This is a genomic window from Candidatus Nitrososphaera sp. 86-2, assembly GCF_056726185.1.
In genome coordinates this window covers 845,909-866,882 of the sequence record NZ_JBWZON010000001.1, presented here as the reverse complement: position 1 = coordinate 866,882, position 20,974 = coordinate 845,909, and the positions used below count along the sequence as shown (strand labels likewise).

Genomic DNA, 20,974 nt, shown 5'->3' with positions numbered 1-20,974 from the left:
TAAGCAAATGGGTAGAAATTGCGCGTAATCCTCGTGGGCTTTGGCGTCGTCGGCCAGAGTTTTGCCAAGCTGTTGCTCTCCCGCTCTGCAGACCTGTACAGCCAGCACGGGATAAAGCCCCGGATAGTGGCGTGCGTCGACAACGGAGGCTCTGCCGTTTCGCCTGCCGGCCTGGACCTGGAGCGCCTGCTTGTGGCAAAAAAGTCCAAGGGCACCGTCGGCGCCTACGAAAAAAAATCTGCAAAATTCGACCCGTTGCAGGTAATTGAAAACGTCGAGGCAGAAGTGGTTATAGAGTGCACGCCAACAGATCTCTCGACGGGCGAGCCGGGGACATCTCACATAATATCTGCGATGAGGACCGGCAAGAACGTCATCAGCATCAACAAGGGTCCCCTTGCGCTTGCGTTTCCGTCGCTGATAGAACTGGCAAACTATAACGGAGTCATGTTCAGGTTCAGCGGCACTGTCGGCGGTGGCACGCCGATACTGGAATTTGCAAAGCGCTGCCTAAAGGGCGACAGGATAACCTCGTTCCAGGGCATACTGAACGGCACTACGAACTATATCCTCAGCAAGATGGAGGAAGGGCTGACGTACCAGAGCGCTTTGCAGGACGCCAAGGAAAAGGGCTACGCCGAGGCCAAGCCAGAACTTGACACGGATGGCTACGACGCTGCGGCAAAACTTGTCATCATGGCCAACTGGATAATGGGCATGAAGGTCACCATGAAAGACGTGGCAAGGACCGGGATAGATAAAGTCAGCGTCGCAGACGTGGAAAAGGCGCAGTCGCGTGGAAACGCGATAAAACTGATAGCGGCTTGCGACAGCAGGCGCCTTGAAGTCAAACCGACTGAAGTGTCCAAGAAGGACCCGATATGCGTCAACGGCACGCTAAACGCAGTCACGTTCTCGTCCGAGCACTCGGGCTCCCAGACCATCATAGGGCGCGGGGCGGGCGGCATGGAGACTGCAAGCGCAGTGCTTCGCGACCTCATAGAAATTAGAGACACCATTTTTGAGCGCTAGATAGCGTTCTGCACCCGAAAAGGGGGACTTACCGAGCTATGTAAAACCCCTTGACCTGAACTGTCAAGCAGTAGAAACAAATTACCTATAAATATCCGATTTGCATTAAAATTCCTATAACACCATCATGCAGATTTTAGATACTGACACCGAGAAAAATGAGGAAATTGCAGGCGGCGAGATTTCCTGCAATCATTGCGGCAAGAGGCCTGCCGAGATATTCCAAGTGACGGGCGACTATTGCGTCGAGTGCTGGCAGGCCATAACGCACACCAACGCCTAGCTACCATTATCCTATCCTATCCTGAACCCGCCAAACGAGACGCCCGTGTTATTTGACGTTGTTTCTGCGCGCTGGTTTATCCCCAGTATGTCTATGAGCTCGCGCAGGTTCTTTGTCTGGAACAGGACCGGGCCGGGACCTGTGCACTGGGTTACAAAGCCTTCTCCGCCGAGTATGTTTGTCTTTAGGCCGCCTATCTGCGTGACGTTGTACTGCACGCGCTCACCAAGCGCGACTAGGTGGTAGTTGTCTACGCTCATCTTTTCTCCCGGCAGCAGGTCCTTTTGTATGATGCCACCGTACGCGTTTGCAAAGAGGTCGCCCTCTCCCGTTGCTTTCAGCATGAAAAATTCAGAGCCAAAAAGCCCCTTTGTGAATCCCTGCCACTGGGTGTCAAGTAGCACGCCTGAAGTAGACGCGACATACGAGCCGGACTGGACTATGAACCCGCTTCCCTGCCTTACCTGAAGCTGAACAATGTCGCCGATAGGCGGGCCGGTCAGGCCGAGAGAGCAGTCGCTTTTTGCGATAAAGTCGTTTACAAAGAACGACTCGCCTCCAAGCGCCGTGACCTTTAGCTTTTTCAGAAAGCCGCCTTCCCTCGTCCTCGTCTTTATCTCGATGTCGCCTTTCATGTAGACCGTCGCTCCGGATTCCGCGGTTATCTTTTCGCCTGCAGACATCTGGACCTCAAGGAGCGCCATGGGCGCCTTGACTATGCTGAATTGCATGTCCTTGGCACGGCTCGTGTGCGTATAAAGTTGCCTGCAAAAGAAAATGAATGTAAACGATAATAACGATGGGATACCTAGTCTGCGTGAGTAAAACTGAAGATCTCTGTCCTTTCAAAAAGCGAAACCTCTGACCTCGTCGACAAGATGAGGGCGCGCTGGCCCGCCGACACGGTCCCAAAGGTCAAGACGTTCAAGGTCTACGAGGTCGACGAAAGCAAGCGCCTGCTCGTGTCCGACGAAATCACATGCGCACAGGTCAAAGACGATATCATTCCGTTCCTTGGCAAGCCGGAAACGCTCGCACAGTTTCCGTCGGTCAAGGTGGACATGGGGGCAGTCAAGTTCGTCTGCAATGGCGCCAAGGTACTCAGGCCGGGAATAGTCGAGCTTGGCAGTTTTAAAAAGGGCGACATTGTGACCGTGCAGGACCAGACGCACGGCAAGATGCTTGCAGTGGGCATCGCGCTGGAAGACAGCGAGGCCGCAAAGTCGATGCAAAAGGGCTATGTCGTTGACAACCTTCACTATATCAGCGACAAGATATGGGAGGCGCACAAGGAAATATGAGGCCTGCAAATTCAAGACAAGAAAGCGCTATTTTAAACGTCTGTATTCAGTAATGGCAAAGATTTAAAGATAGATTTAAATCATACCTATTCTGTAGGAGGGCTGTGTCTAACGGCGTCAAGGCTTCATCAATCGTCGAAATACAGACATCAATACCCGCATCCACGCATAATGTATCCAGACAAGCCATAATGACAGAATTGGGGAACATGGGTGTCAATGCAGGTCTTTTTGAGTTGCTTACAGTAGACCAACTTTCGGACCTCATGTACGGTCTCATCAAGGTAATAAATAATTCAAATGGCAATCCTGCAAACCATCAAAGTACGGAAAGAGCCATTCTTTCTGCATTAGACAAGAAAATATTAAAGGCGTTACTAGAATGCGGTGGAAATCCATCTTCTTTGCAGCTGTCAAAGGACCTAAACATACCGCTAAGCACTATTCAAAGAAGGCGGAAACGACTTGAAGAAGAATTCATCAGTGAATCATATAGCCTGAGATACGAGAAATTCGGCAAAAAGCACGTTACATTTATCGTATCACTTGGCGTCGGAGATACATCTGAAGTCGCAAGAGAAATTCTTGCTCTTGAAAAAGTAAGTGCCCTTACGCGTACGTTTGGGGATGGAGCGGACCTGAAGATTGAAGCAATACTGGACAGCAATCAAGAATTCATAGAAACATCTGAGAAAATCAAGTCTATTTCCGGTGTTCAGAAGATCTCGTGGTTTGAGTCGATTGAAGTCTTGGGAAGAAAGAAAGATGCGGATCTCTTGATAATAGGACCCGAGTAAGAGGAAAGCCTAGTTTCTTATCGGAACAGTCTCTTCCCTTGTGCCGTTACGAGTCACAACCAACACGTCTATTCCGTCGCCTGAAGCGGCATCGCGCTGCGTTGCTGACTTGATCGCCTTTATTGCCAGTTCCCTAGCGTTTTCCTCGCTCATGCCTTGCTTGAACTCGGCATCCATGATGCCTAGCGCCATTTCAGCACCTGTGCCAACGGCCGCGTACTTATCTGGAAGGACGGAGCCAAGCGGGTCAAGGGTGTAGATCTCTGGCTTGTCGTTTACGCCGCCGACTATGACCTGAGTGAGAAGCGGGAAATACCTGCGCTCAAACATTATTACCGACATCAGTTTCGCCACAGAGTTCGGGGCGACCTCGCGCCTTGTCTCAAGTTTGCGGATTTTCGCCAATGCCTCGACCTGCCTGACAAGGACTGTCATGTCTGCCACCATGCCTGCGCAGGCAGCGCCTACGTGCTGTGTGACGGGGAACGTCTTTTTCATGTTCTTGTTCACGACAAAGTTGCCAAACGAAATCCTCTTTTCTGCGGCCAGGACCACGCCATCGTTATACGAGATTCCTACCACGGTAGCGCCCGGCATGAATTCAAAGGCCATATGTCTATCGCTCTAATTCGCGCTGGCAGTTAGATATAGTCGTTTCCGTCCGCCTAGGCGTGCTTTAGGACGGAATAGTCGTGTATCCTGATTGCTTCTGATACGAGGCGGTTCTGGAGCTCTAGAGCTTCTTTGCCCTCTGGGTGCTTGGCGCTTGCTATCGATTCTGCGACCATGTTGATGATGTGCCTCAGCAAAAACTCGTCGCCCCTTGAAGATTCTGCCTTGTACGTCGAGTTGGCCTTGTTCACGAAAACGACGTTGTCGCTTGTGAAACTGTACCTTGAATCAGACTCGTCTTCGTATGGGATTACCTTAAAGCCAATCCTCTTTAGCGCAAACGTCTTTTTCACTATCGGCTTGCGGATCTTTTTCGTCCTTATGACCGTGCCATCGACCTGTTTTTCATCGACGACGTCGACTACCTCGCCCTGGACGCCGGCCGCCTCCTCGACAGGCACGGACCTGTACGATTGCGGTTCGGTTGTAGTTTCTTGCCTTGCATGCTCGGCTTTGCTCATACCGCTGCTTTCCGGTGCAAGCGGCTTGACCTCCTCGTATTCCTGCACCTGCGCGCCGGCAGATGACCTTGTCGGACGCTCATCCTCTTCCTGCTCCTCTGACTTGGTCGTCCTGACGACCTCCTTTACGTCGACCATCTCGTAGCCCTGCACCTCCTCCTGCGTTTCCAGAGTCTCCACCATAGCCTGGCCGAGGACCTTGTCTATCTCCCTGTATATCTTGGACTCTTCCCTAGTAATGAGCACGTCTTCGTACTCTGTCAAGCTTGGGATTACGGTGTCAATTACAAACGTCTTCATGGCTTGGTTGAATTTTACGTATTCCTCGTCCTCTATCAACGCCGACTTGTCGGCAAACCTCGAAGTGAGGGTGTCGCACCTGACGTAGCCCGTGACGCGGCTGAGCTTTGTGTCAAAGCCAAAGTTGCTGCGAGTCACGATGTGGTTTCCAACCATGACTGCTATACCGCGTTCCTCGTCTGAAAGTGGCCTGCGCGCTATCACTATCTCACCGGTTATCCTGCCGCCGTCAAGGCTTACCGGGACCTTGTGGCCCTGTATGTCCGGCGCCGTTACCTTTTGCGCATTGGAAAAGTCCCATTCTGAGAACGAATCTGCAGACTTTATCCATACCTCGAACATCGGCTGCCTCAGGATTGCCAGCTTGCGGATTTCCTTTGACAGCTTGAATACGTCGCTTTCGACCTTTGACCCAGACATCACGAGCTCTGTGCCGTCGCGCTTTAGCGCCGGCTCGTTCAGGTCGTCTAGTGCGGCGTTTCCGGTGAAAAGTCTGTCAAGCACGTTTCCATCTATCATGAACGCCTTGTGGAACGGGCCGCGCTTTGTCCTTATCTTCATGCTCTCAAAAGACGTGAGAAACGATAGCCTGCCGGTGCCGTACCTGCCCGTCCTGAGCCTCTTTAATCTTGGCGAAATAGACTCGACCTTTTTGTGAGGCGAGCCGAGAAGCAGGAATTTTTCCATGCCATTCTGGTCCATTCCTGCGTCATCCTCAATCGATATGCCGTTCTTCAGGATCGTGACGAGAACCTTTGTCGCGTCTTCGTCAAAGGCGTTTTCAATCAGCTCCTTGACGATTTCCGTAGGGGAAACCCACGTCTTGGTTGCGAATTCCTTGAAAAACGACGGGTGAACCTTGAGTTGAGTGGCCATCTCATGAGAGGTAAGCTGTCTACCTTTATTAAATATGCGCACGGTGCAACGATTAACAATCTGCTCTAACGGTTCTGACCTGAAAATGAGGGCAAGCTTGCACGCACTTTAGTTTCCCTGCGCATAAAAAGGCAGCCTGACCGTGGAAAGACAAAAACCGGTCAGTCAGTTTTTCTCTGCGTGTGTGTATGCGTGTGCATGTGTTGCGGTACTCAGCTGTTATCTAGGATACCTTGAGTTCGCCGACCATTGCTGGGTGAAGCGAACAGAAGTATTTGTAGTCGCCTGCTGCAGTTGGTTTAAATTCAGACGTCTTGCCTGGCGGAATGAGTATCGGAGTCTTGCCATCTGGTTGGACGCCGAACTTGCCATCTGGAGTTCCATTGGAACCAGACTCTACGGTGTGAATTGCACTGTCTTTGTTAGTCCATGTGACTGTATCACCTACGTGCGCCTGGCCGGGGTTTGGAGAAAATGCGTCGTTTGACTTGGTCGATGCTCCTGCCACGATATCGATGTTGACATTGGCAGCATAGGCCGCCTGACCTGCAAGAGCGAACGCAGCTGTTGCCAGAATGGCCGCAATCGCTGCGGCCAGCGTTGTCGTTTTCCTGTTCATCGGTACACAGCGACCCTTGAAAAACTAAAAGAGTTTTGAGAAAAATGTAAAAAACTGTTGTAAGGGCTTTACTGTTTTTGTGCGTGATGGATTTTATGGGCTCATCTTTTGCTGATTATCTACAAACCGGGGCGGCTGGCGCGTGGTGGCCGCAAGCTAGATATGTTTTTCCACCCGAGTCCTATCGTGGACGAGTGCGCCTGCGGCAGAGAGATCAAGTCTTTTGAAGCCTGCTCGCCTCTCGGCTGCGATACGTTCTTTGTGTGTTCTGGCTGCTTTAAAGAAACTGCCAGCTGCTCTTGCAGTCCTACTGCATGATCCTGTAGCGCAGGACCGCGCCTATCTTGCCAAGCGACCCCAGCTGCGCACCTTCTTCTGTCTGGCCGGAAATCACCTCAAGCCTAGTTCCGGTCATTGTCGCAAGTTCCTGCAAATAGTCAACGATGTCCTTTTCGACAACCTCAAAATCCGATGCGCCACAGACGGGACACGGCTTTGACAGGACGTCCTGCTTTGTCGCGGTGAGCGCCGCGCGGTCGATTATCTTTTCCTGCACGTTTTTGCACGACCTGCACTTGAAGTCGAGTTTCATGTACGATATCTCGCTTGTGACAAGCACAAGGTCCGCCATGTTGCCCTGCAGCGCTTTTACGACGTCGAAAATGCCATAGATTCCGAGGCCCTTGCTCGAATGGACCTCTCCCATGAATTTCTTGACGAGCTGCTTTTCCTCCATGACCCGGAACTCCGTCAGAATGCCATCCTTTTGTGCCTTGTCTATTATCTCGCGTACGCCCTCGTCGCCAGAGTACGAGGTGTCAAGTGTCGCAAGCACGTTGTTTTGCAGGCGGTAGTCCAGGTACTCTTCTTTCAAAAAGTTCTCCTTGGTGGGGCCAGGCCCGCCCACGATTATGCCCTTGACGTTGAACTGGTCGATAAAGACCGCCTTGGCGTGGTCTGCCACGCGGTGATAGTATTCGTTCAGCTCGTTGTCGCGCAGGCGCTCAAACCTCCGGGCGGACTGTCCTCCCTGCCTGTGCTTTCCAGCTACTCCGGAAGTCAATGAATCAATTGCCTCCCACCTGTCGCCAGTCAGTATTCCGAGGCCTGCCTCCTGCGTGTCGATTGCAAGGATGCCAATGACCTTTTCGTCCTTTAGCATCTCCTTGAGGTGGTCGGTCCAGAAATGGTCGTCGCATCTGTACAGGCTAATCTGCACAGGCTTTGGCGGGATGACAGATGTCAACTCGATCTTTTCCGTACCAAAGCCCTTGCCAGTGGGTATGGCGCCACAGAATATCACCAAGCCGTTTTCCGGCGTCTCTTTGAATAATTTTAGATGTTCCATGGTCCTGCTCAAGGCATCCTGCACGTGGTTCCTTGTCAGGTCTGACTTTATGTTGGAAGCCGTCCCTGCCTCGTTACGCAACTGCGAAATGACGTCGAATATCGGGCGCCTCGGTGGCACGTACACCGTGACGAGTTCCGTGCCGTGGCCGGATATACTCGACAGTTCGTTTATCATCTTGGTCAGCTTGTACCGCTTGACCGAATCCCACTTTTCTGTGCCGTTGCCGCCATTCCCCATAAACAGTCGTAACAACAAAAATCCGCATGCACATAATATAAAACTACGCAAAAATCCGCAAGACTATATAAGTTGAAAACGCACAAGTCAAGTTGATTGCTACCGCGCCTAGAGTACATAAAGCAGGCAAGGATGCGCCTTGGGATAACCCAGAGAAAGCTGGCAGGTCTCACAGGTGTCAGCACCTCGATGATAAACCAGATTGAATCTGGAAGGTGCAAGCCCAGCTACGAAACTGCCCGCAAGATATTCGAGGCCCTCGGCTCGCTTGAGGGCCGGACGTCTATGAAAGCCGGCGACATATGCAGCCGAAAACTGATATCCGTCCAGAGGGACGAGCAGCTCCACGAGGCGATAGACATGATGCGCCGGAACTCTATCAGCCAGATACCGGTTCTTGACGGCTCCAAGGTGGTCGGAATACTGACAGAGGACGGCCTTGCCAAGATAATGGTAGAAAAGGACGAGGGCGAGCTGAAAGACGTCAAGGTCTACCAGGTGATGGAGTCGCCTCCGCCCATAGTGGACGTATCAACCCCGGCAAAGGCGCTAGTGCCGCTCGTGCGGTTTGCAAAGTGCATATTGGTAAGCGAAAAAGGAAACGTAATCGGCATAGTGACGATAACTGACACGCTAAAGATGGTAGAGTAGCTAGTCGCGCAGACTTTCAAGGCCGACGCAGCAGTCGGCGCACTTCATGCACTCGCCACAGATGCTGACTTCGCTTCCAGCTGGGAGAGTCGTGCCGCAGAGGGCGCATTCCTTTCTTTGTGGCGCCTGCTGTCGCGCTTGCGCTTTCTTCACGGGCAAGTACACGCAGGCACGGTATTTGAATTCTTCTTCTTCGCACCAAGCAACGGTTTTAAGCGGCAGGTGACACTGTCGTTCCAGCCGTAAAAGATGAACTCGCTTTCACTCGTGTTTTCAAGCAAGGCGCACATTGCTCTTGCCATTGCAGTTGCGGCCGGCTTTTGGGTACTAATGGCGCACTTTGACCAACTGCTCTTTTTTTCTCCGATGCTTGCCTTTGAAGTGCCTCCAAGCGGGTGGGCCGGCTTTGCGCTTTCCACCGCAACAGCCATTATGCTTGGAATCGTGGTGAGCATGAACGTCTACATATTCAGGACATCTAAGGTAAGGATAGGAGCGTCGTTTTTCTCCGGCTCTACTCTTGGCGTCATATCAAGCGCCTGCGCGGGCTGCACGTCGGCCGGCTTTTTCATGGCCACAACGTTTGGGGTCGCCGGCGCTGCAGCGACCAGCGTCTTTGTGCAGTATCAGATGCCCCTGCGCATCGTCTCTGTGGGTCTTTTAGCGTGGGCGCTCTATTCTGTGCACAGACGCATGACTCAGAGTTGTGCAATAAAACCAAACAATATGGAAGAGCAGCGGTAGTAGTAGTTGGAAATGCCGACCTGCCCTCCCATATTGTGAATGAGTAAGCCGAGGCTGTCGACTTACAAAAGTTGAATGCCGAAAAAGGCTTTTACCCTTTATCCAAACCGCTTGTGATTTGTCTCAAGCGGCTTTGAGCAGTCAGCATCCGGCGAATCGACTTTTGGCGGTCTTTTTACCTTTTCCTACTTGAATTCTTCTTCGAGGATCTTGCGCTTTCTGCTCATCTGGAAGAGGCTGTCGGTCCTTTTCAACGCCTCTTCTCTAGGACGCTTGAATGCCATCGATTGGATGAGCATGTGGTTTTCCGGTATCACCATGCCCGTCTGGTCGTCAGAGTAGCCCAGCTTTACCGTGTCGTCCTGTACGCGCAGGATGTCGCCGTGCAAGTGAACCATGTTGGTGTCGCCATGCGCAAAGCCAAGCTCCATCGCCTTTTTGCGGACGTCTCCAGTACCTTTGGCAGAATTCAGTATCGCGACTCCAAACTCGTTTCTATAGCATTCGAGAAGTTCGTCCTTTGAAGGCGCCTTTCCGTCAAAGCGTATCGTCATGTGGTGCAGGTGCATCATCCTTGAGGGCACCTTGAAGGCGTCGACGTACAGGTTGGCATCCGGGATAAAGTCCTTGACGTCGTCCTGGTGGTGCGGGTGCCTGTCCCACTCGATAGAATCCTTGACGGCCTTGGTGTCCTCAAGGTCTGCCCACCTCCTGATGAGCGAGACGTCCCAGCGCTTTATGCGCGGGCCGTATTTCTCGACAAGCGGCTGCATTATCCGGCCCATGCCAGAGACGTTGCAGCTGCCCTGTATGACGTACGTGCGCCCCTGCGCCTTGGAGTAGTTTACACGGGAATTGTGGATCATGTCTGCTACAGCCGTTTCGCCGTGGCGGTCCTCCCCGCCCTGGAATATCGCGGCCTTTTTCATTGGCTCGTACATCGCCTTTTTGTTCTCAAAGCCGCCTCCTTCCTTTGCTGCGTCTACTACCAGATCAGCAGCGGCGACAGCATCTTTCACCGGCCCTGTCACGTTGTAGCCCTTTTCCTTAAAGGCGGCAACCATGTTTTCCGGCACGAAAACGCTGTAGCGGTTGTCCAGCGCCTCCTTGACCTTGTCGTCTATCGTGTACTTGGCGACCCCTACAAACTGGATCTCTTTGTCGGAAGAAAGCGCGGTTGCAAGGCGCCGGCCGATGTTTCCATACCCATTTATGAAGACCTTGACCAAAATATCATCTACTCTCTTTTTGAGGACAGGGTGTTTTTTGTAAGCCTTGGATTATATATCTTCCCGGATTTCCATCCAGAGCCTTTCTACACCTGCACAAAAAAGCGCACTAGATTTAAATACAATAAAGGCACCTTTCCGGTGGAGTCAAATGGAAAGAGGCGGTCGCTTTTGGCAAGAGTGCGACAGGTCGTCCACCGAAGGTTAAGCACTTGGCCAGAAAGAAAAAGATACTGGTCATCGACAACTATGACTCTTTTGTCTACAACATTGCGCAGCTCTTGGGCGAGATGGACGCCGAACCCATGGTCGTAAGAAACGACAAGATAACGCTTGCGCAGATAAAAAAGATGAAGCCTGACGGCATTGTCATCTCGCCGGGCCCCGGCCACCCTGCAGACAGGAAGTACTTTGGCGTCTGCACCGACGTCATACAGCAGCTTGGACCAAAGACCCCGATACTTGGAGTCTGCCTGGGGCACCAGGGCATTGTACATGCCTTTGGAGGCAAGGTGATAAACGCCAAGAAGGTCAGGCATGGCAAGACTAGCACTATTGAATACAGCGACAACAGCGACAGACTCTTTGGGGAAGTGAGCAACCCCTTCCGGGCAACCCGCTACCACTCACTTGTGGCTGACAAGGAAACCATCCCCGACTGCCTGCAGGTCACAGCCCGCGCCAAAGACGACGGCGAGATAATGGGCATCAGGCACAAGCAGTATCCCATTGAAGGTGTCCAGTTCCACCCCGAATCTATACTTACAGGCGAAGGCCGCAGGATACTCTCCAACTTTCTCTCCCTGGTGGAAAAATGAAATGAGCGCCGCACAGGCAGCAGCAGACCTGCGGCCGGTGATACGCAAGCTGGTTGCAAGGGCAGAACTTTCAGAGGCCGAGATGGCCGGCGCGCTCGATTCCATTTTGAAAGGAGAGGCGTCTGAGGCGTCGGTTGCGTCGTTTCTCGTGGCGCTTGCCATGAAGGGCGAAACGCCGGCTGAACTGCGCACAATACTCCAGTCCGTCCGGCGTCATGCCACGAGGATGACGCCCGCAGTAGCAGGCCCACTCATCGATACCTGCGGAACGGGCGGCGACTCGATAAGGACATTCAACGTCAGCACTGCTGCCGCTGTCGTCGCAGCTGCCGCAGGCGCCAAGGTCGCCAAACACGGCAACAGGTCGGTGTCCGGGGTGTGCGGGAGCGCGGATTTCCTTGAAAGCATCGGCCTTGACCTGAATGCGCCGCCGGCAAGAGTGCAGAAATGCATAGAAAATACTGGCATCGGGTTCTTGTTTGCGCCAGCATTCCACCCTGCGATGAAGAACGTCGCGCCGGCAAGAAAGACAGTGGGGATACGGACAGTCTTTAACGTGGTGGGCCCACTGAGCAACCCGTGCACCAACATTTCAGGCCAGGTGATAGGCGTCTTTGAACCATTTTTCATGGACACGCTTGCAGAAGCCTGCCAGGGCTACGTCAACGAGGCAATGATAGTGCATGCGGCAGACGGCTTTGACGAGCTGTCAAACACGTGCGAAAACGACATCCTGTGGGTAACTGCCGGCGGCCAGACAATAAAGCGCCTGCGCCTTGGGCCCAAGGTAGTGGGAATGGCAGTCGCAAGGCCCGAGCGGCTGGTGGTGACAACAAAGGACGAATCTGTCCAGAGCACGCTTGCCGCTATATACGGCAGCGGTCGGCAGGAAAAGGAGGACATGGTAGTGCTCAACGCTTCTGCGGCGCTCGTTGTAAGCAAGGTCGCAAGTGACTTTAAAGAAGGGGTAGAAATTGCCCGGGGCGCAATAAAAAGCGGGCGGGCGCGAGAAAAACTGGCGCAGCTAGTCAGCGAGTGCGGAAACAAAGAAGCGCTAGAGCAGGCAGAAAAGAAATATCTGCTCCTCTAGCTGTTGCTACTATTCGTCTGCTGTGTCCTTGGACTTCTTTTTCGGAGCCTCGTCCGTGTCGTCGATGCCCTTCTCGTTCACAGTGAACCTGACGTCCGAGTAGGGGTGGTATGGGCTGTCGATTATCTTTGCCACCCGGTCGTTTCCTGCCTTTCTCAGGTAGATGCGGTATGTGGACGCATGGCCAATGACGTTTCCGCCTGCTGGCTTGGTCGGGTCTCCAAAGAATGTGTCTGGCGTCGATTGGACCTGGTTGGTCACAATGACTGCGACGTTGTAGATCTCGGCTATCCTGACCAGTTTGTGCATTAGGCCGTTGAGGCGCTGCTGCCTGTCGGCAAGTGTGCCTCTGCCTGCAAACTCGGCTCTGTGGAGCGAGATGATGCTGTCGATTATTATCATCTTGGCCTTAAAGTCATCGATGTACTTGCCCATTGACTTTACTATCAGCTCCAGGTGGCTAGAGTTGTATGCCTTGCATATTGCGATGCGTTTTAGCACCTCGCTTGCGTCAAGGCCCCTCGCCCTTGCTATCTGGTCGACCCTCTCTGGCCTGAAGGTGCCCTCTGTGTCTATCAGTATTACGCCTCCACCAAGGCCGCCGTCTGAAGGCGGCTGCTGCGCCGTTACGCACAGCGTGTGACATATCTGGGACTTGCCAGAGCCAAACTCGCCGTAGAACTCGGTTATCGCCTGCGTCTCTATGCCGCCAAGCAAGAGCTCGTCAAGCGCTTTTGCGCCAGTCGAGCAGCGCAGGAGCGACTTTCTCTTTTCAAGCTCAACGTCGGCAGTGGTAAACTCGTTGTCAAGGACACCGCTTTCGCGGAGAAGTTTCTGCGCTGCCATGATAAAGTTGCTGGCAGTCTCTTTGGAGCCGCCTAGGTCTGTCGCAAGCTCATCTGCGACGGCAGTGGCCAGTTCCATGACTGAACTGATGCCTGCCTCTCTCATCTTGCGAGCAGTGGTCGGCCCGACGCCTTCAATGTCTTCTATTTCTAACTCCACAACATTTCTGGAAGTTTCGGTCATTTCTGATTGTTACGATACTAGTGGAGTATATAATGTCCGGCGCACCTGCAGGGGAGGGAGGGGTGGATGGGCGGTGGTGGCGTCCAATTTTACAAAGGTGAAAAAACGTCCGGGGGAGACCCGGACAAGTATAACGCTACTTTTTCTTCTTTCCTGCCTTCTTCTTGGCAGCAGCCTTTTTGGCAGGCGCTTTGGCCTTGGCCTTGCCGCCTGCACTGCTACCGCCGCCAATCTTGAACATCTTGGTCCCGCAGACCGAGCATGTCCCTGAAAGCGCATTGCGTCCGTTCTTCATGGTGACCTGTTTTTCTCCCTTCATTTCCCTCTTTGCTTTACACTTTACACAATATGCTTGTGTTGCCAACGTGGCTACGTCACGCACGCTTGAATATAAGAATAGCTCCAAAATGGCCGATTTTCGGTCGTTTGGACATGAAATTGGTGCAAAGTTGCTCAAAATACGGTCGCCAAATAAAAAAATCTTCAACCCACTGGAGAAAACTGGCCATTCTTGGCTCAAAGTGCGTCAGAAAGCTTGTCCCGCCGCATGCCTGTGGTGGAATCCGCCAGCCCCCATCTATGGCAATGTCTTGAAATCGGCATACGTCACGAAGGAATTTTCGATTTCTGGGTCTGTTTTTCGCATGTGTCACCCTTACAAGACTGCGGTTTTCATCGCTATTTCCAGCCTCATTTGAGGCGGCTTTATACTTTTATACTAATTTTGCACGTATCTTGTGTATCTTGGAAGCAGAGGGAGACAAGGCGCTGGAGTCGCTTGGATGGGAGGACCTTGTTGCGCTAAAGCGCAAGGTCGCCGGCGACCTGAAAGGCGTCACCGGCCGGCTTGTCGACATCGACAGGAACCAGTTCCACGTCCTGATATCATCCATAAAGGCCCAGAAAACGGTGCTAGACTCGGTCACGGAGAGGCTAAAGCAGGTAAAGATAGAGGTGGACAAGCACAACTCGGATCTTTTGTCGGTGAGTGAAAAGATCTCGCAGTCCAAGAATTTCCTGAGCATGATGGAGGCAAGGCTCCCTTCAGAAAATGAAGAAGAGCTGCAAGCCATCGTTGCATCGAATCAGGCGCTGATTGACGGCAGGCAGTACAAGGGTGAGCGCGAAAAAGGCGAGATACTCTCAAGGGTGAAGGAAGCTTCGATGAAGATTGAGGCGATAAAGGCCACCCGCACGATAAAGGACCAGTACGCCATGCTCGTGCAACAGTCGGCAGACATTGGCAACGCGGTAAAGGCGCGGAACGACGAACGCGACGCGCTGCGCGCCAAGACTGCAGAAATCAACTTGGAAATGGATAAGCTGTACGACGCCAAGCGCAAGCTGGCGGCCGAGCGCAACCTGCGCCTTGCCGAGTACGAAAGCATTGCCAAGCGCTTTGACGCGATAAACGCGCGCCTAGACGAAATGTCTGCCATGAGAAAGCGCCAGCGCGAGGAGTACGGCTACAACCTGCCAAGCGACGCGCTTTTCAAGGTAAAAGAGACTGCAAGAAAGAAACTTGAATCCGGCTCTAAACTCAGCCTCGATGAGCTACGGCTGCTTTACAGCGAAAAGGATTAAGGCGGATGCGATAGCTAAAAGCCTGCATGGCGATAAACGACTTTGCGCTTGCCTGCGCCATCGACGATTCGCCTGGCTACTTTACGTACAGCGGCCAGACGATGCTTGTCATCCAGTCGGCGCAGGACGCGAGGGCCGGCCGGGGCAGTTTTTCACAAATCGAACCCTTTATGGACGCGCTCGTGTCGCACGAGGCCATACACGTGGCGATAAAAAAGTTGGAAGGTGACGAGGCTTCTGAATCGCTTGACGACATCGAAGTCATCGTGGAGCACAACGGCAGGCGGTTCCAAGTCACGCTGAACAACATCCTGTTTGCAAGTGACAATTCTGGCCTTGTGATGCCCTACTAGCGGCACGCTTTCTTGAGCGACGCGGAAAACGCCTTTAGCTCCTTTAGCATCGCCTTTTTGCTCTTGGCGCTTGAAATCCTGTCGACTATGGCGCTTCCGACGATTATTGCGTCAGCGCCGGCGTTTACCATAAAGCGGGCGTGCTCGGGCTTGCTTATCCCAAAGCCCACTCCGACGGGTATCCTGCCTCCTGCGGCTTTTTTTGCTCGCTGCACCGCGTCTTTTGTATAGTCTTCAAAGGCGCGCCTTGCGCCCGTGATGCCGTAGACCGAGACGAGATACATGAACCCCGACGAATTTTGCGCTATTTTTTCAAGCCTTTCTTCCGGGGTGTTTGGAGACGCAAGGAACACCGTCGCCATGCCGTGTTGCGCCGCCTTTGGCGAATAGTCCGACGCTTCTTCCACCGGCATATCAGGCAGGATAAAGCCGTCGATTCCTGCCTCTTTGCACCGCAGTATAAAGCCATCCCAGCCTGGCTTTACAAAGATGTTCGAGTAGGTCATTACAAGCAACGGCAGGTTGGGGTGATTTTTCCTCACCTGCCTTGCAACTTGCAGCGCCTTGGCAGGCGTTGAACCGGCTTCTAGCGCAGCCTGCGATGCGCGCTGGATGGTCGGGCCGTCGGCTATTGGGTCTGAAAATGGTATGCCTATTTCGATAATGTCGGCGCCGCCGGCGACCAGTGCGTCAATAATTTCGACAGTCGTTTTGTCGTCAGGATAGCCTGCTACCACGTAGCAGACAAGGGCGCGTTCTCGCTTTTCTGCAAGGCTTGCAAACCTTGCGTTGATTCTATTTTCTTCTTGCAGCATGATGTTTGCGGCCCTTTTTTGAATTGAGATAGTCCTGTACGATTGTCACGTCCTTGTCTCCTCTGCCCGATAGTGTGACGACAATAATCTCATCCCTGTCCATCTCTTTTGCCATCTTTATCGCGTGCGAGATTGCGTGCGACGATTCAAGAGCCGGTATGATGCCCTCCAGCCTTGAAAGCGTCAGAAACGCCTCTACAGCCTCGTCGTCCGTGCACGGGACGTATTCGGCGCGTTTTAGGTCCTTGAGCATCGAGTGCTCCGGCCCGACGCCGGGATAGTCGAGACCTGCGGATATGCTGTGAGTGTCCATTATCTGCCCGTCCCTATCCTGCAGGACGTACGTGAACATGCCGTGGAGCACGCCGGCGGTGCCTGCAGTCAGGGTGGCCGCGTGCTTGCCCGATTTTATCCCCTCTCCAGCCGCCTCGACTCCCACTAACCTCACGGATGAATCGTCGACAAACGGGTAGAACGAGCCCATGGCGTTGCTGCCCCCGCCGACGCAGGCCACGATGGCGCTTGGCAGCCTGCCGTGATCGCGCTGCATCTCGTCCTTTACCTCCTTGCCAATGACGCTCTGAAAATCCCTGACCATCATCGGATAGGGATGCGGGCCCATCACGGTTCCTATGAGGTAATAAGTGGAGTTGACGTTTGAAATCCAGTCCCGGATTGCCTCATTGATTGCGTCTTTCAGCGTCTTTGTCCCAGAATCGACAGAGTGCACCTTTGCGCCTAACAACTGCATACGAAACACGTTGAGCTTCTGGCGCTCGACGTCTTTAGAGCCCATGTAGACCTCTGCAGACAGGCCGAGCATTGCGCACGCAAGGGCCGTCCCGACTCCATGTTGACCCGCCCCTGTCTCTGCAATTATCCTTTTTTTGCCCATTCTCTTGGCCAAAAGGCCCTGGCCGAGCGTGTTGTTGGTCTTGTGCGCGCCACCGTGCAACAAGTCTTCGCGCTTTAGCAGTATCTTGGCCCCGCCGGCGTATTCCGTGAGGTTCTTTGCAAAATACAGCGGAGTGGGCCTCCCGGCGTACTGGGTGAGGTAGTAATGCAACTCTTTTTGAAATTCGGGGTCGTTTTGGTATTTTTCATAAGCGGATTCCAGCTCCCGCACGGCCGGCTCTAGCGTCTCGGGTATGAACTTACCCCCATACCTGCCGAACTTGCCGCCGACGGGATAGCTTCCAAGCATGTCTCGATGTGGTGCAGTAACCCCCAAGGGTTATTAATATTCACAGGGCGTTGTACAGTTCTCTGACTTTGGTGCCGACGTCGTCTGTTTCCATGATGCTTGTTCCCACCAAAAACGCGTCCGCGCCTGCGCTGCGCAGGTACTGAATGTCCGCCGGCTTGGCTATCCCGCTTTCGCTTATCACCGCGCTTTTTCCCTTGCCGAGTTTCTTGATGAGGCGCTCGGTGTTGGCGATGTCTATTTTCAGGTCTGCAAGGTTGCGGTTGTTGATGCCGACAAGCTCGTAATTTGAAGAGAGGCAGTCTGTGTATTCTTGCTCGCTGTGCGCCTCGACAAGCACGTTTAACCCTCTCTTGAGCGCGTGCTCGTGCAGTTTTTCAATACTTGACTCTGCCAGATCGCGGTCAAACACTGCCTTGATTAGCAGTATGCAGTCGGCGCCAGCTTGCTTTGCCGCGTCTATCTGGACCTCGCTTACGACAATGTCCTTCATGAGAAGAGGTATCGACACCGCCTTTCTAACCGCAAGCAGGTTCCCAAGCGAGCCGTCAAACATGTACGGCTGGGTGAGGACGGAAAGAGCGGTTGCGCCGGCTTCTTCCATCGCTATCGCGATTTCGGCCGGCGTGCCAACCTCGCGTATCTTGCCCCGTGAGGGCGACGAGAACTTGACCTCGGTTATCAGGGGTGCATGTTTGCAGGCAAAGATTGCCTTTTTGACGCTGATGGCGTCGTGGCTTGCGCTCCTTTTCAGATCATAGGCGCCGTCGTCTATCGCCTTGAACGAGTTTTCGACCAGGCGCTCAATGGTGTCGCCGGCCTTGGCAAACCTGCTGCTCATGCAAGTTTTGCACGGTCAGTCGGCTATTAATTCTATATTGATATGTATGTTTACCAGATTATCAAGTGCACTTACTCGCGCGATACTAATCGGCCAGTAAGCAAATCTTAAAGCGATTGCTCTAGATTGTGTCTCAAATGTCTGCTGCTCGAAACGCTTCTTCCCTGATAGACACAGGGAATGATGGCGCCATGAAAGCGCCGCAAGAAATTGATTGCCCTAACTGCGGTAAAACAAACGAATACTCGTTAGGCTCATGTCGCAAGTGCGGTCTGCCAAGAGAAGAATTCTGCAGAAATAATCGTGATAAAATGTTGGTCAAAGCTGTCTGAATGACAAAATTCTAGATGCCTGTACGCGAAACTCATTAGTATAACAATTTCGTGCTAGTCGTGCTGTGCATTTTTGCAAATACTTGCAAACCTGCCACAGCTGTCATGGCGAGTCATGACCTGATGAACAACATGGCAAGCCCCTGCCGCTGCTGCTCCAAGCGTCTAATCGCGGCAGGGGCAAGACCCACGGCGCCACAGTACATTTGACTTGCTCAGGCACGGTTGTGCAGTGCCTGATTGCCAGCTATCTATGAATATAGTTAAGACTTGCTTATCGGCTGATAAGTGAAAAAGTATCTTCAACAGGTGACTAATATCGTGTTCATTTTGACTTTTTATCCAGACTGTAATATTTTTTGCATTGTCAGGCGCTGGCACGCGCCCTCGGGCGACACGCTGTTTTTAAAGGTCAAGACATAATTTTTGCCCGTCGTTTAGCCGCCAGCCAGCCATAGAAGCTCAAATCGCAATCGTCTATATCAAAGACAAATCGTATTCTATATTGATATATACCCACGGCTGAAAAATTAGATACAGATGCCAGAAAGCGCTGTCTTTGCAGACAGGTCCAAACTGTCGCCCCGGTACATGCCGCAAGAGCTGCCCCACAGGGAGGCGCAGGTGCGGCAGCTGGTCCACGCGTTTTCAGAGGCTGCGCAAGACCCCGACAGGTTCCCTCTCACGATTCTGCAAGTGATAGGAGTCGCAGGCATCGGCAAGACCACGACCGTCACAAAGGCGGCAAAGGCAGTGGAGGAAGAATTCGCAAGAAGGCGCCTGACCTTAAAGACTGCATACATCAACCTGAAACTGCAGGGCGGAAACAAGTTTGCGATATACCGCTTTTTGCTGGAGCGCCTTGCGCCCGACCTGCCGTCGCAGGGCCTGAGCGCGGAAGAGATGCTGCGCTACCTTTTGCGGTATCTCCGTGACAACAAGCAGTACGCGCTCATCGTCATGGATGAGATAGACTATTTGATAAAGACAAGCAAGGACACGAGCATCATCTATGACCTCACGCGCCTGAACGAGTTTGAGCCCGACAAGCCCTGCAACGTCAAGGGAGTCATATTCATCGCAAGAAGCACCGACTTTTACAGCCGGCTCGACCCTGCCGAGCTGAGCACGCTTGGCCGCGTGCCAATGGAATTTTCCCAGTACACGTTGGAGCAGGTGAGCGACATTTTGTCAAGCAGGTGCGCGCAGGCTTTTAACCCAAAGGCGATAGGCTCTGACGTAATCGATAAAGTCGCCAAGATAACGACTTCGGGAGAAGTAAACGGCGACGTGCGCTATGCGCTCGACCTCTTGCTGTATGCCGGCAACCTCGCCGAGTCGCAGGGAGCGGGCAGGGTGACACTGGAACACGTGCGCAAGGTGCACGGCCAGACCCACCCGTCAGTGACTACAGAGGAGATCGAACAGTTATCAAAGAACCATATCGTGAGCCTGATCGCAGTGGTGCGCGCCCTAAAGAGCAGGAAAAAACAGTACGTCGAGCTCAAAGATGTCCGGCTGCACGGCGCCGAGCTTGCCGAGCAGCTGGGAATCAAAAAGCTGGATGTCGAAGATTACCTTGACGACCTGAAGGCGCGCCGGCTGATTGAAATGCGGTCACTCAAGGAAATCGGCCTGCACGGCGCGTCGCTTGCAGAACTGGAGCCCGTGCTCATGGCAAAGGTGAAGCAATGAGCGACATAGAGGCCGGCATCGGGAGCATCGGCAAGATAAAGATAATCAGGGCGCTTGCGCAGGAAGGCAAGATGGCCACCATCTACCTTTTGCATAAAAAGACGGGTCTGAAAAGGGAGGACATCAAGAACAACCTTGACGACCTTGTAAAGATAGGCTGGGTCAGACAGACCAAGTACGCAAGCGTGATGTACGGCCTGTCGGAAAACGAGCAGGTCGCAAGGCTGGTGCAGTTTTTCCGCGACGTGGGCTATGTCGGTCAGCCGTAAAAGTTGACGTACCTGTCGTTGTCCCCGCCTTTGCTCTCCATCCTATAGAGATTGCGGAACATAATGTCCACTGCGGCCGCTTCGGCAAGCTGGCCGGTTGCTACCTGGTACGCCTGATTTGCGACGTCGAGATCCTGCACCCTGGCGTCAAATGCGTCCTTGCCCATCCCATTTTCCCTTGCGCGCTTTTCAAGCGCCGAGATTATGCGCTCTGCGTGGTAGTTCGTGTGGATGTCAAGCGCCTCTGCGCTGTCGACGCCGTACGCGTCAGAGATGAGGGCGCTCACCTTGCCCTCGTCTTCCCGGGCAATCCCTGCGTGGGCTGCGTCAATTCCAGCCTTGCCCCTCTGCCTTTCTGCTGTAGAGTCGTGCATGTTTAGAAGAACGTGTT

24 protein-coding genes and 1 pseudogene are annotated in these 20,974 nt (G+C 53.1%); 12 read left to right on the top strand and 13 right to left on the bottom strand.

Annotated features, from left to right (window positions below; translation table 11 throughout):
- Nucleotides 1-18: 18 nt before the first annotated feature.
- On the top strand, nt 19-1,032 hold the full coding sequence (locus ACYOR7_RS05230) for a homoserine dehydrogenase (RefSeq protein WP_479913321.1): 1,014 nt from the start codon (nt 19-21) through the stop codon (nt 1,030-1,032).
- Between the two features lie 127 nt (nt 1,033-1,159).
- A complete protein-coding gene (locus ACYOR7_RS05225) occupies nt 1,160-1,315 on the top strand; it encodes a hypothetical protein (RefSeq protein WP_294806699.1) in 156 nt (51 codons plus the stop codon).
- Between the two features lie 11 nt (nt 1,316-1,326).
- Here the strand turns inward: ACYOR7_RS05225 and ACYOR7_RS05220 are convergent, their stop codons facing one another.
- The gene (locus ACYOR7_RS05220) at nt 1,327-2,046 is read right to left on the bottom strand and encodes a TIGR00266 family protein (protein WP_479913320.1); all 720 of its coding nucleotides are present in this window, start codon (nt 2,044-2,046) and stop codon (nt 1,327-1,329) included.
- 96 nt (nt 2,047-2,142) lie between these two features.
- On the opposite strand from ACYOR7_RS05220, the gene ACYOR7_RS05215 reads away from it, so the two are divergent.
- Both ACYOR7_RS05215 and ACYOR7_RS05210 read left to right on the top strand, forming a co-directional pair.
- Nucleotides 2,143-2,616, top strand: a complete 474-nt coding sequence (locus tag ACYOR7_RS05215; protein WP_479914450.1) for a PUA domain-containing protein — start codon at nt 2,143-2,145, stop codon at nt 2,614-2,616.
- A 104-nt stretch (nt 2,617-2,720) separates the two neighbouring features.
- Nucleotides 2,721-3,413 carry an Lrp/AsnC family transcriptional regulator gene (locus ACYOR7_RS05210; RefSeq protein WP_294806694.1) on the top strand — a complete coding sequence of 231 codons (693 nt, stop codon included), beginning with the start codon at nt 2,721-2,723 and terminating at the stop codon, nt 3,411-3,413.
- A gap of 9 nt (nt 3,414-3,422) precedes the next feature.
- Here ACYOR7_RS05210 and ACYOR7_RS05205 read toward each other — a convergent pair whose 3' ends face one another.
- The 4 genes from ACYOR7_RS05205 to prf1 form a co-directional block, all read right to left on the bottom strand.
- Nucleotides 3,423-4,025, bottom strand: a complete 603-nt coding sequence (locus ACYOR7_RS05205; RefSeq protein ID WP_294806691.1) for an Ntn hydrolase family protein — start codon at nt 4,023-4,025, stop codon at nt 3,423-3,425.
- A 53-nt stretch (nt 4,026-4,078) separates the two neighbouring features.
- On the bottom strand, nt 4,079-5,722 hold the full coding sequence (locus tag ACYOR7_RS05200; protein WP_479913319.1) for an ATP-binding protein: 1,644 nt from the start codon (nt 5,720-5,722) through the stop codon (nt 4,079-4,081).
- A gap of 223 nt (nt 5,723-5,945) precedes the next feature.
- Nucleotides 5,946-6,341, bottom strand: coding sequence for a cupredoxin domain-containing protein (locus ACYOR7_RS05195; protein ID WP_294804443.1), 396 nt, complete (start codon nt 6,339-6,341; stop codon nt 5,946-5,948).
- A 307-nt stretch (nt 6,342-6,648) separates the two neighbouring features.
- Complete coding sequence (gene prf1 / locus ACYOR7_RS05190) at nt 6,649-7,944, bottom strand: peptide chain release factor aRF-1 (RefSeq protein ID WP_479913318.1); 1,296 nt, start codon at nt 7,942-7,944, stop codon at nt 6,649-6,651.
- An 81-nt stretch (nt 7,945-8,025) separates the two neighbouring features.
- Between prf1 and ACYOR7_RS05185 the strand changes: the two genes are divergently transcribed.
- Nucleotides 8,026-8,580: a CBS domain-containing protein gene (locus ACYOR7_RS05185; RefSeq protein WP_294804439.1), complete on the top strand. Its 555-nt coding sequence runs from the start codon at nt 8,026-8,028 to the stop codon at nt 8,578-8,580.
- On the opposite strand, the gene ACYOR7_RS05180 is transcribed toward ACYOR7_RS05185, so the two are convergent.
- Nucleotides 8,581-8,733: a hypothetical protein gene (locus tag ACYOR7_RS05180; protein ID WP_479913317.1), complete on the bottom strand. Its 153-nt coding sequence runs from the start codon at nt 8,731-8,733 to the stop codon at nt 8,581-8,583.
- A 96-nt stretch (nt 8,734-8,829) separates the two neighbouring features.
- Between ACYOR7_RS05180 and ACYOR7_RS05175 the strand changes: the two genes are divergently transcribed.
- Nucleotides 8,830-9,324: a hypothetical protein gene (locus ACYOR7_RS05175; RefSeq protein WP_479913316.1), complete on the top strand. Its 495-nt coding sequence runs from the start codon at nt 8,830-8,832 to the stop codon at nt 9,322-9,324.
- A 185-nt stretch (nt 9,325-9,509) separates the two neighbouring features.
- On the opposite strand, the gene ACYOR7_RS05170 is transcribed toward ACYOR7_RS05175, so the two are convergent.
- Nucleotides 9,510-10,553, bottom strand: coding sequence for a type II glyceraldehyde-3-phosphate dehydrogenase (locus ACYOR7_RS05170; RefSeq protein ID WP_479913315.1), 1,044 nt, complete (start codon nt 10,551-10,553; stop codon nt 9,510-9,512).
- Nucleotides 10,554-10,765: 212 nt separating this feature from the next.
- Here ACYOR7_RS05170 and ACYOR7_RS05165 point away from each other — a divergent pair, with 212 nt between their 5' ends.
- Together ACYOR7_RS05165 and trpD are read left to right on the top strand one after the other, a co-directional pair.
- Nucleotides 10,766-11,371 carry an anthranilate synthase component II gene (locus ACYOR7_RS05165; RefSeq protein WP_294804431.1) on the top strand — a complete coding sequence of 202 codons (606 nt, stop codon included), beginning with the start codon at nt 10,766-10,768 and terminating at the stop codon, nt 11,369-11,371.
- A 1-nt stretch (nt 11,372) separates the two neighbouring features.
- Nucleotides 11,373-12,461, top strand: a complete 1,089-nt coding sequence (gene trpD, locus ACYOR7_RS05160) for an anthranilate phosphoribosyltransferase (RefSeq protein ID WP_479913314.1) — start codon at nt 11,373-11,375, stop codon at nt 12,459-12,461.
- A 9-nt stretch (nt 12,462-12,470) separates the two neighbouring features.
- Here trpD and radA read toward each other — a convergent pair whose 3' ends face one another.
- Complete coding sequence (gene radA / locus ACYOR7_RS05155; protein ID WP_479913313.1) at nt 12,471-13,490, bottom strand: DNA repair and recombination protein RadA; 1,020 nt, start codon at nt 13,488-13,490, stop codon at nt 12,471-12,473.
- A gap of 226 nt (nt 13,491-13,716) precedes the next feature.
- A pseudogene (locus tag ACYOR7_RS05150) lies at nt 13,717-13,854 on the bottom strand (DUF5679 domain-containing protein); the annotation flags it as partial.
- 380 nt (nt 13,855-14,234) lie between these two features.
- On the opposite strand from ACYOR7_RS05150, the gene ACYOR7_RS05145 reads away from it, so the two are divergent.
- Entirely contained in the window at nt 14,235-15,074 is an 840-nt protein-coding gene (locus tag ACYOR7_RS05145) for a coiled-coil domain-containing protein (protein ID WP_479913312.1), read from the top strand.
- Nucleotides 15,075-15,100: 26 nt separating this feature from the next.
- Nucleotides 15,101-15,427 carry a hypothetical protein gene (locus tag ACYOR7_RS05140; protein WP_479913311.1) on the top strand — a complete coding sequence of 109 codons (327 nt, stop codon included), beginning with the start codon at nt 15,101-15,103 and terminating at the stop codon, nt 15,425-15,427.
- Here the strand turns inward: ACYOR7_RS05140 and trpA are convergent.
- Genes trpA through ACYOR7_RS05125 form a run of 3 tightly spaced genes read right to left on the bottom strand, consistent with a single transcriptional unit; the run spans nt 15,424 to nt 18,287 of the window.
- Nucleotides 15,424-16,242: a tryptophan synthase subunit alpha gene (trpA, locus tag ACYOR7_RS05135; protein ID WP_479913310.1), complete on the bottom strand. Its 819-nt coding sequence runs from the start codon at nt 16,240-16,242 to the stop codon at nt 15,424-15,426. The two genes, ACYOR7_RS05140 and trpA, sit on opposite strands and share 4 nt — an antisense overlap.
- Entirely contained in the window at nt 16,223-17,446 is a 1,224-nt protein-coding gene (gene trpB / locus ACYOR7_RS05130; protein ID WP_479913309.1) for a tryptophan synthase subunit beta, read from the bottom strand. Before trpB ends, trpA begins: the two co-directional genes overlap by 20 nt.
- 40 nt (nt 17,447-17,486) lie before the next feature.
- A complete protein-coding gene (locus ACYOR7_RS05125) occupies nt 17,487-18,287 on the bottom strand; it encodes an indole-3-glycerol phosphate synthase TrpC (RefSeq protein WP_294804417.1) in 801 nt (266 codons plus the stop codon).
- Nucleotides 18,288-19,159: 872 nt separating this feature from the next.
- On the opposite strand from ACYOR7_RS05125, the gene ACYOR7_RS05120 reads away from it, so the two are divergent.
- Complete coding sequence (locus ACYOR7_RS05120) at nt 19,160-20,314, top strand: Cdc6/Cdc18 family protein (protein WP_294804415.1); 1,155 nt, start codon at nt 19,160-19,162, stop codon at nt 20,312-20,314.
- A complete protein-coding gene (locus ACYOR7_RS05115) occupies nt 20,311-20,583 on the top strand; it encodes a hypothetical protein (protein WP_294804413.1) in 273 nt (90 codons plus the stop codon). Before ACYOR7_RS05120 ends, ACYOR7_RS05115 begins: the two co-directional genes overlap by 4 nt.
- Here the strand turns inward: ACYOR7_RS05115 and ACYOR7_RS05110 are convergent.
- A complete protein-coding gene (locus tag ACYOR7_RS05110) occupies nt 20,574-20,957 on the bottom strand; it encodes a hypothetical protein (protein WP_294804411.1) in 384 nt (127 codons plus the stop codon). The two genes, ACYOR7_RS05115 and ACYOR7_RS05110, sit on opposite strands and share 10 nt — an antisense overlap.
- Between the last annotated feature and the right edge of the window lie 17 nt (nt 20,958-20,974).

Bases quoted from the DNA above. Each gene is read 5' to 3' on its own strand.
- ACYOR7_RS05195 (WP_294804443.1), bottom strand. From the start codon at position 6,341: ATGAACAGGAAAACGACAACGCTGGCCGCAGCGATTGCGGCCATTCTG.
- ACYOR7_RS05120 (WP_294804415.1), top strand. From the start codon at position 19,160: ATGCCAGAAAGCGCTGTCTTTGCAGACAGGTCCAAACTGTCGCCCCGG.
- trpB (WP_479913309.1), bottom strand. From the start codon at position 17,446: ATGCTTGGAAGCTATCCCGTCGGCGGCAAGTTCGGCAGGTATGGGGGT.
- ACYOR7_RS05200 (WP_479913319.1), bottom strand. From the start codon at position 5,722: ATGGCCACTCAACTCAAGGTTCACCCGTCGTTTTTCAAGGAATTCGCA.
- ACYOR7_RS05115 (WP_294804413.1), top strand. From the start codon at position 20,311: ATGAGCGACATAGAGGCCGGCATCGGGAGCATCGGCAAGATAAAGATA.
- ACYOR7_RS05110 (WP_294804411.1), bottom strand. From the start codon at position 20,957: ATGCACGACTCTACAGCAGAAAGGCAGAGGGGCAAGGCTGGAATTGAC.
- trpD (WP_479913314.1), top strand. From the start codon at position 11,373: ATGAGCGCCGCACAGGCAGCAGCAGACCTGCGGCCGGTGATACGCAAG.
- ACYOR7_RS05225 (WP_294806699.1), top strand. From the start codon at position 1,160: ATGCAGATTTTAGATACTGACACCGAGAAAAATGAGGAAATTGCAGGC.
- ACYOR7_RS05140 (WP_479913311.1), top strand. From the start codon at position 15,101: ATGGCGATAAACGACTTTGCGCTTGCCTGCGCCATCGACGATTCGCCT.
- ACYOR7_RS05125 (WP_294804417.1), bottom strand. From the start codon at position 18,287: ATGAGCAGCAGGTTTGCCAAGGCCGGCGACACCATTGAGCGCCTGGTC.
- ACYOR7_RS05205 (WP_294806691.1), bottom strand. From the start codon at position 4,025: ATGGCCTTTGAATTCATGCCGGGCGCTACCGTGGTAGGAATCTCGTAT.
- radA (WP_479913313.1), bottom strand. From the start codon at position 13,490: ATGACCGAAACTTCCAGAAATGTTGTGGAGTTAGAAATAGAAGACATT.
- ACYOR7_RS05175 (WP_479913316.1), top strand. From the start codon at position 8,830: ATGAACTCGCTTTCACTCGTGTTTTCAAGCAAGGCGCACATTGCTCTT.
- trpA (WP_479913310.1), bottom strand. From the start codon at position 16,242: ATGCTGCAAGAAGAAAATAGAATCAACGCAAGGTTTGCAAGCCTTGCA.
- ACYOR7_RS05220 (WP_479913320.1), bottom strand. From the start codon at position 2,046: ATGCAATTCAGCATAGTCAAGGCGCCCATGGCGCTCCTTGAGGTCCAG.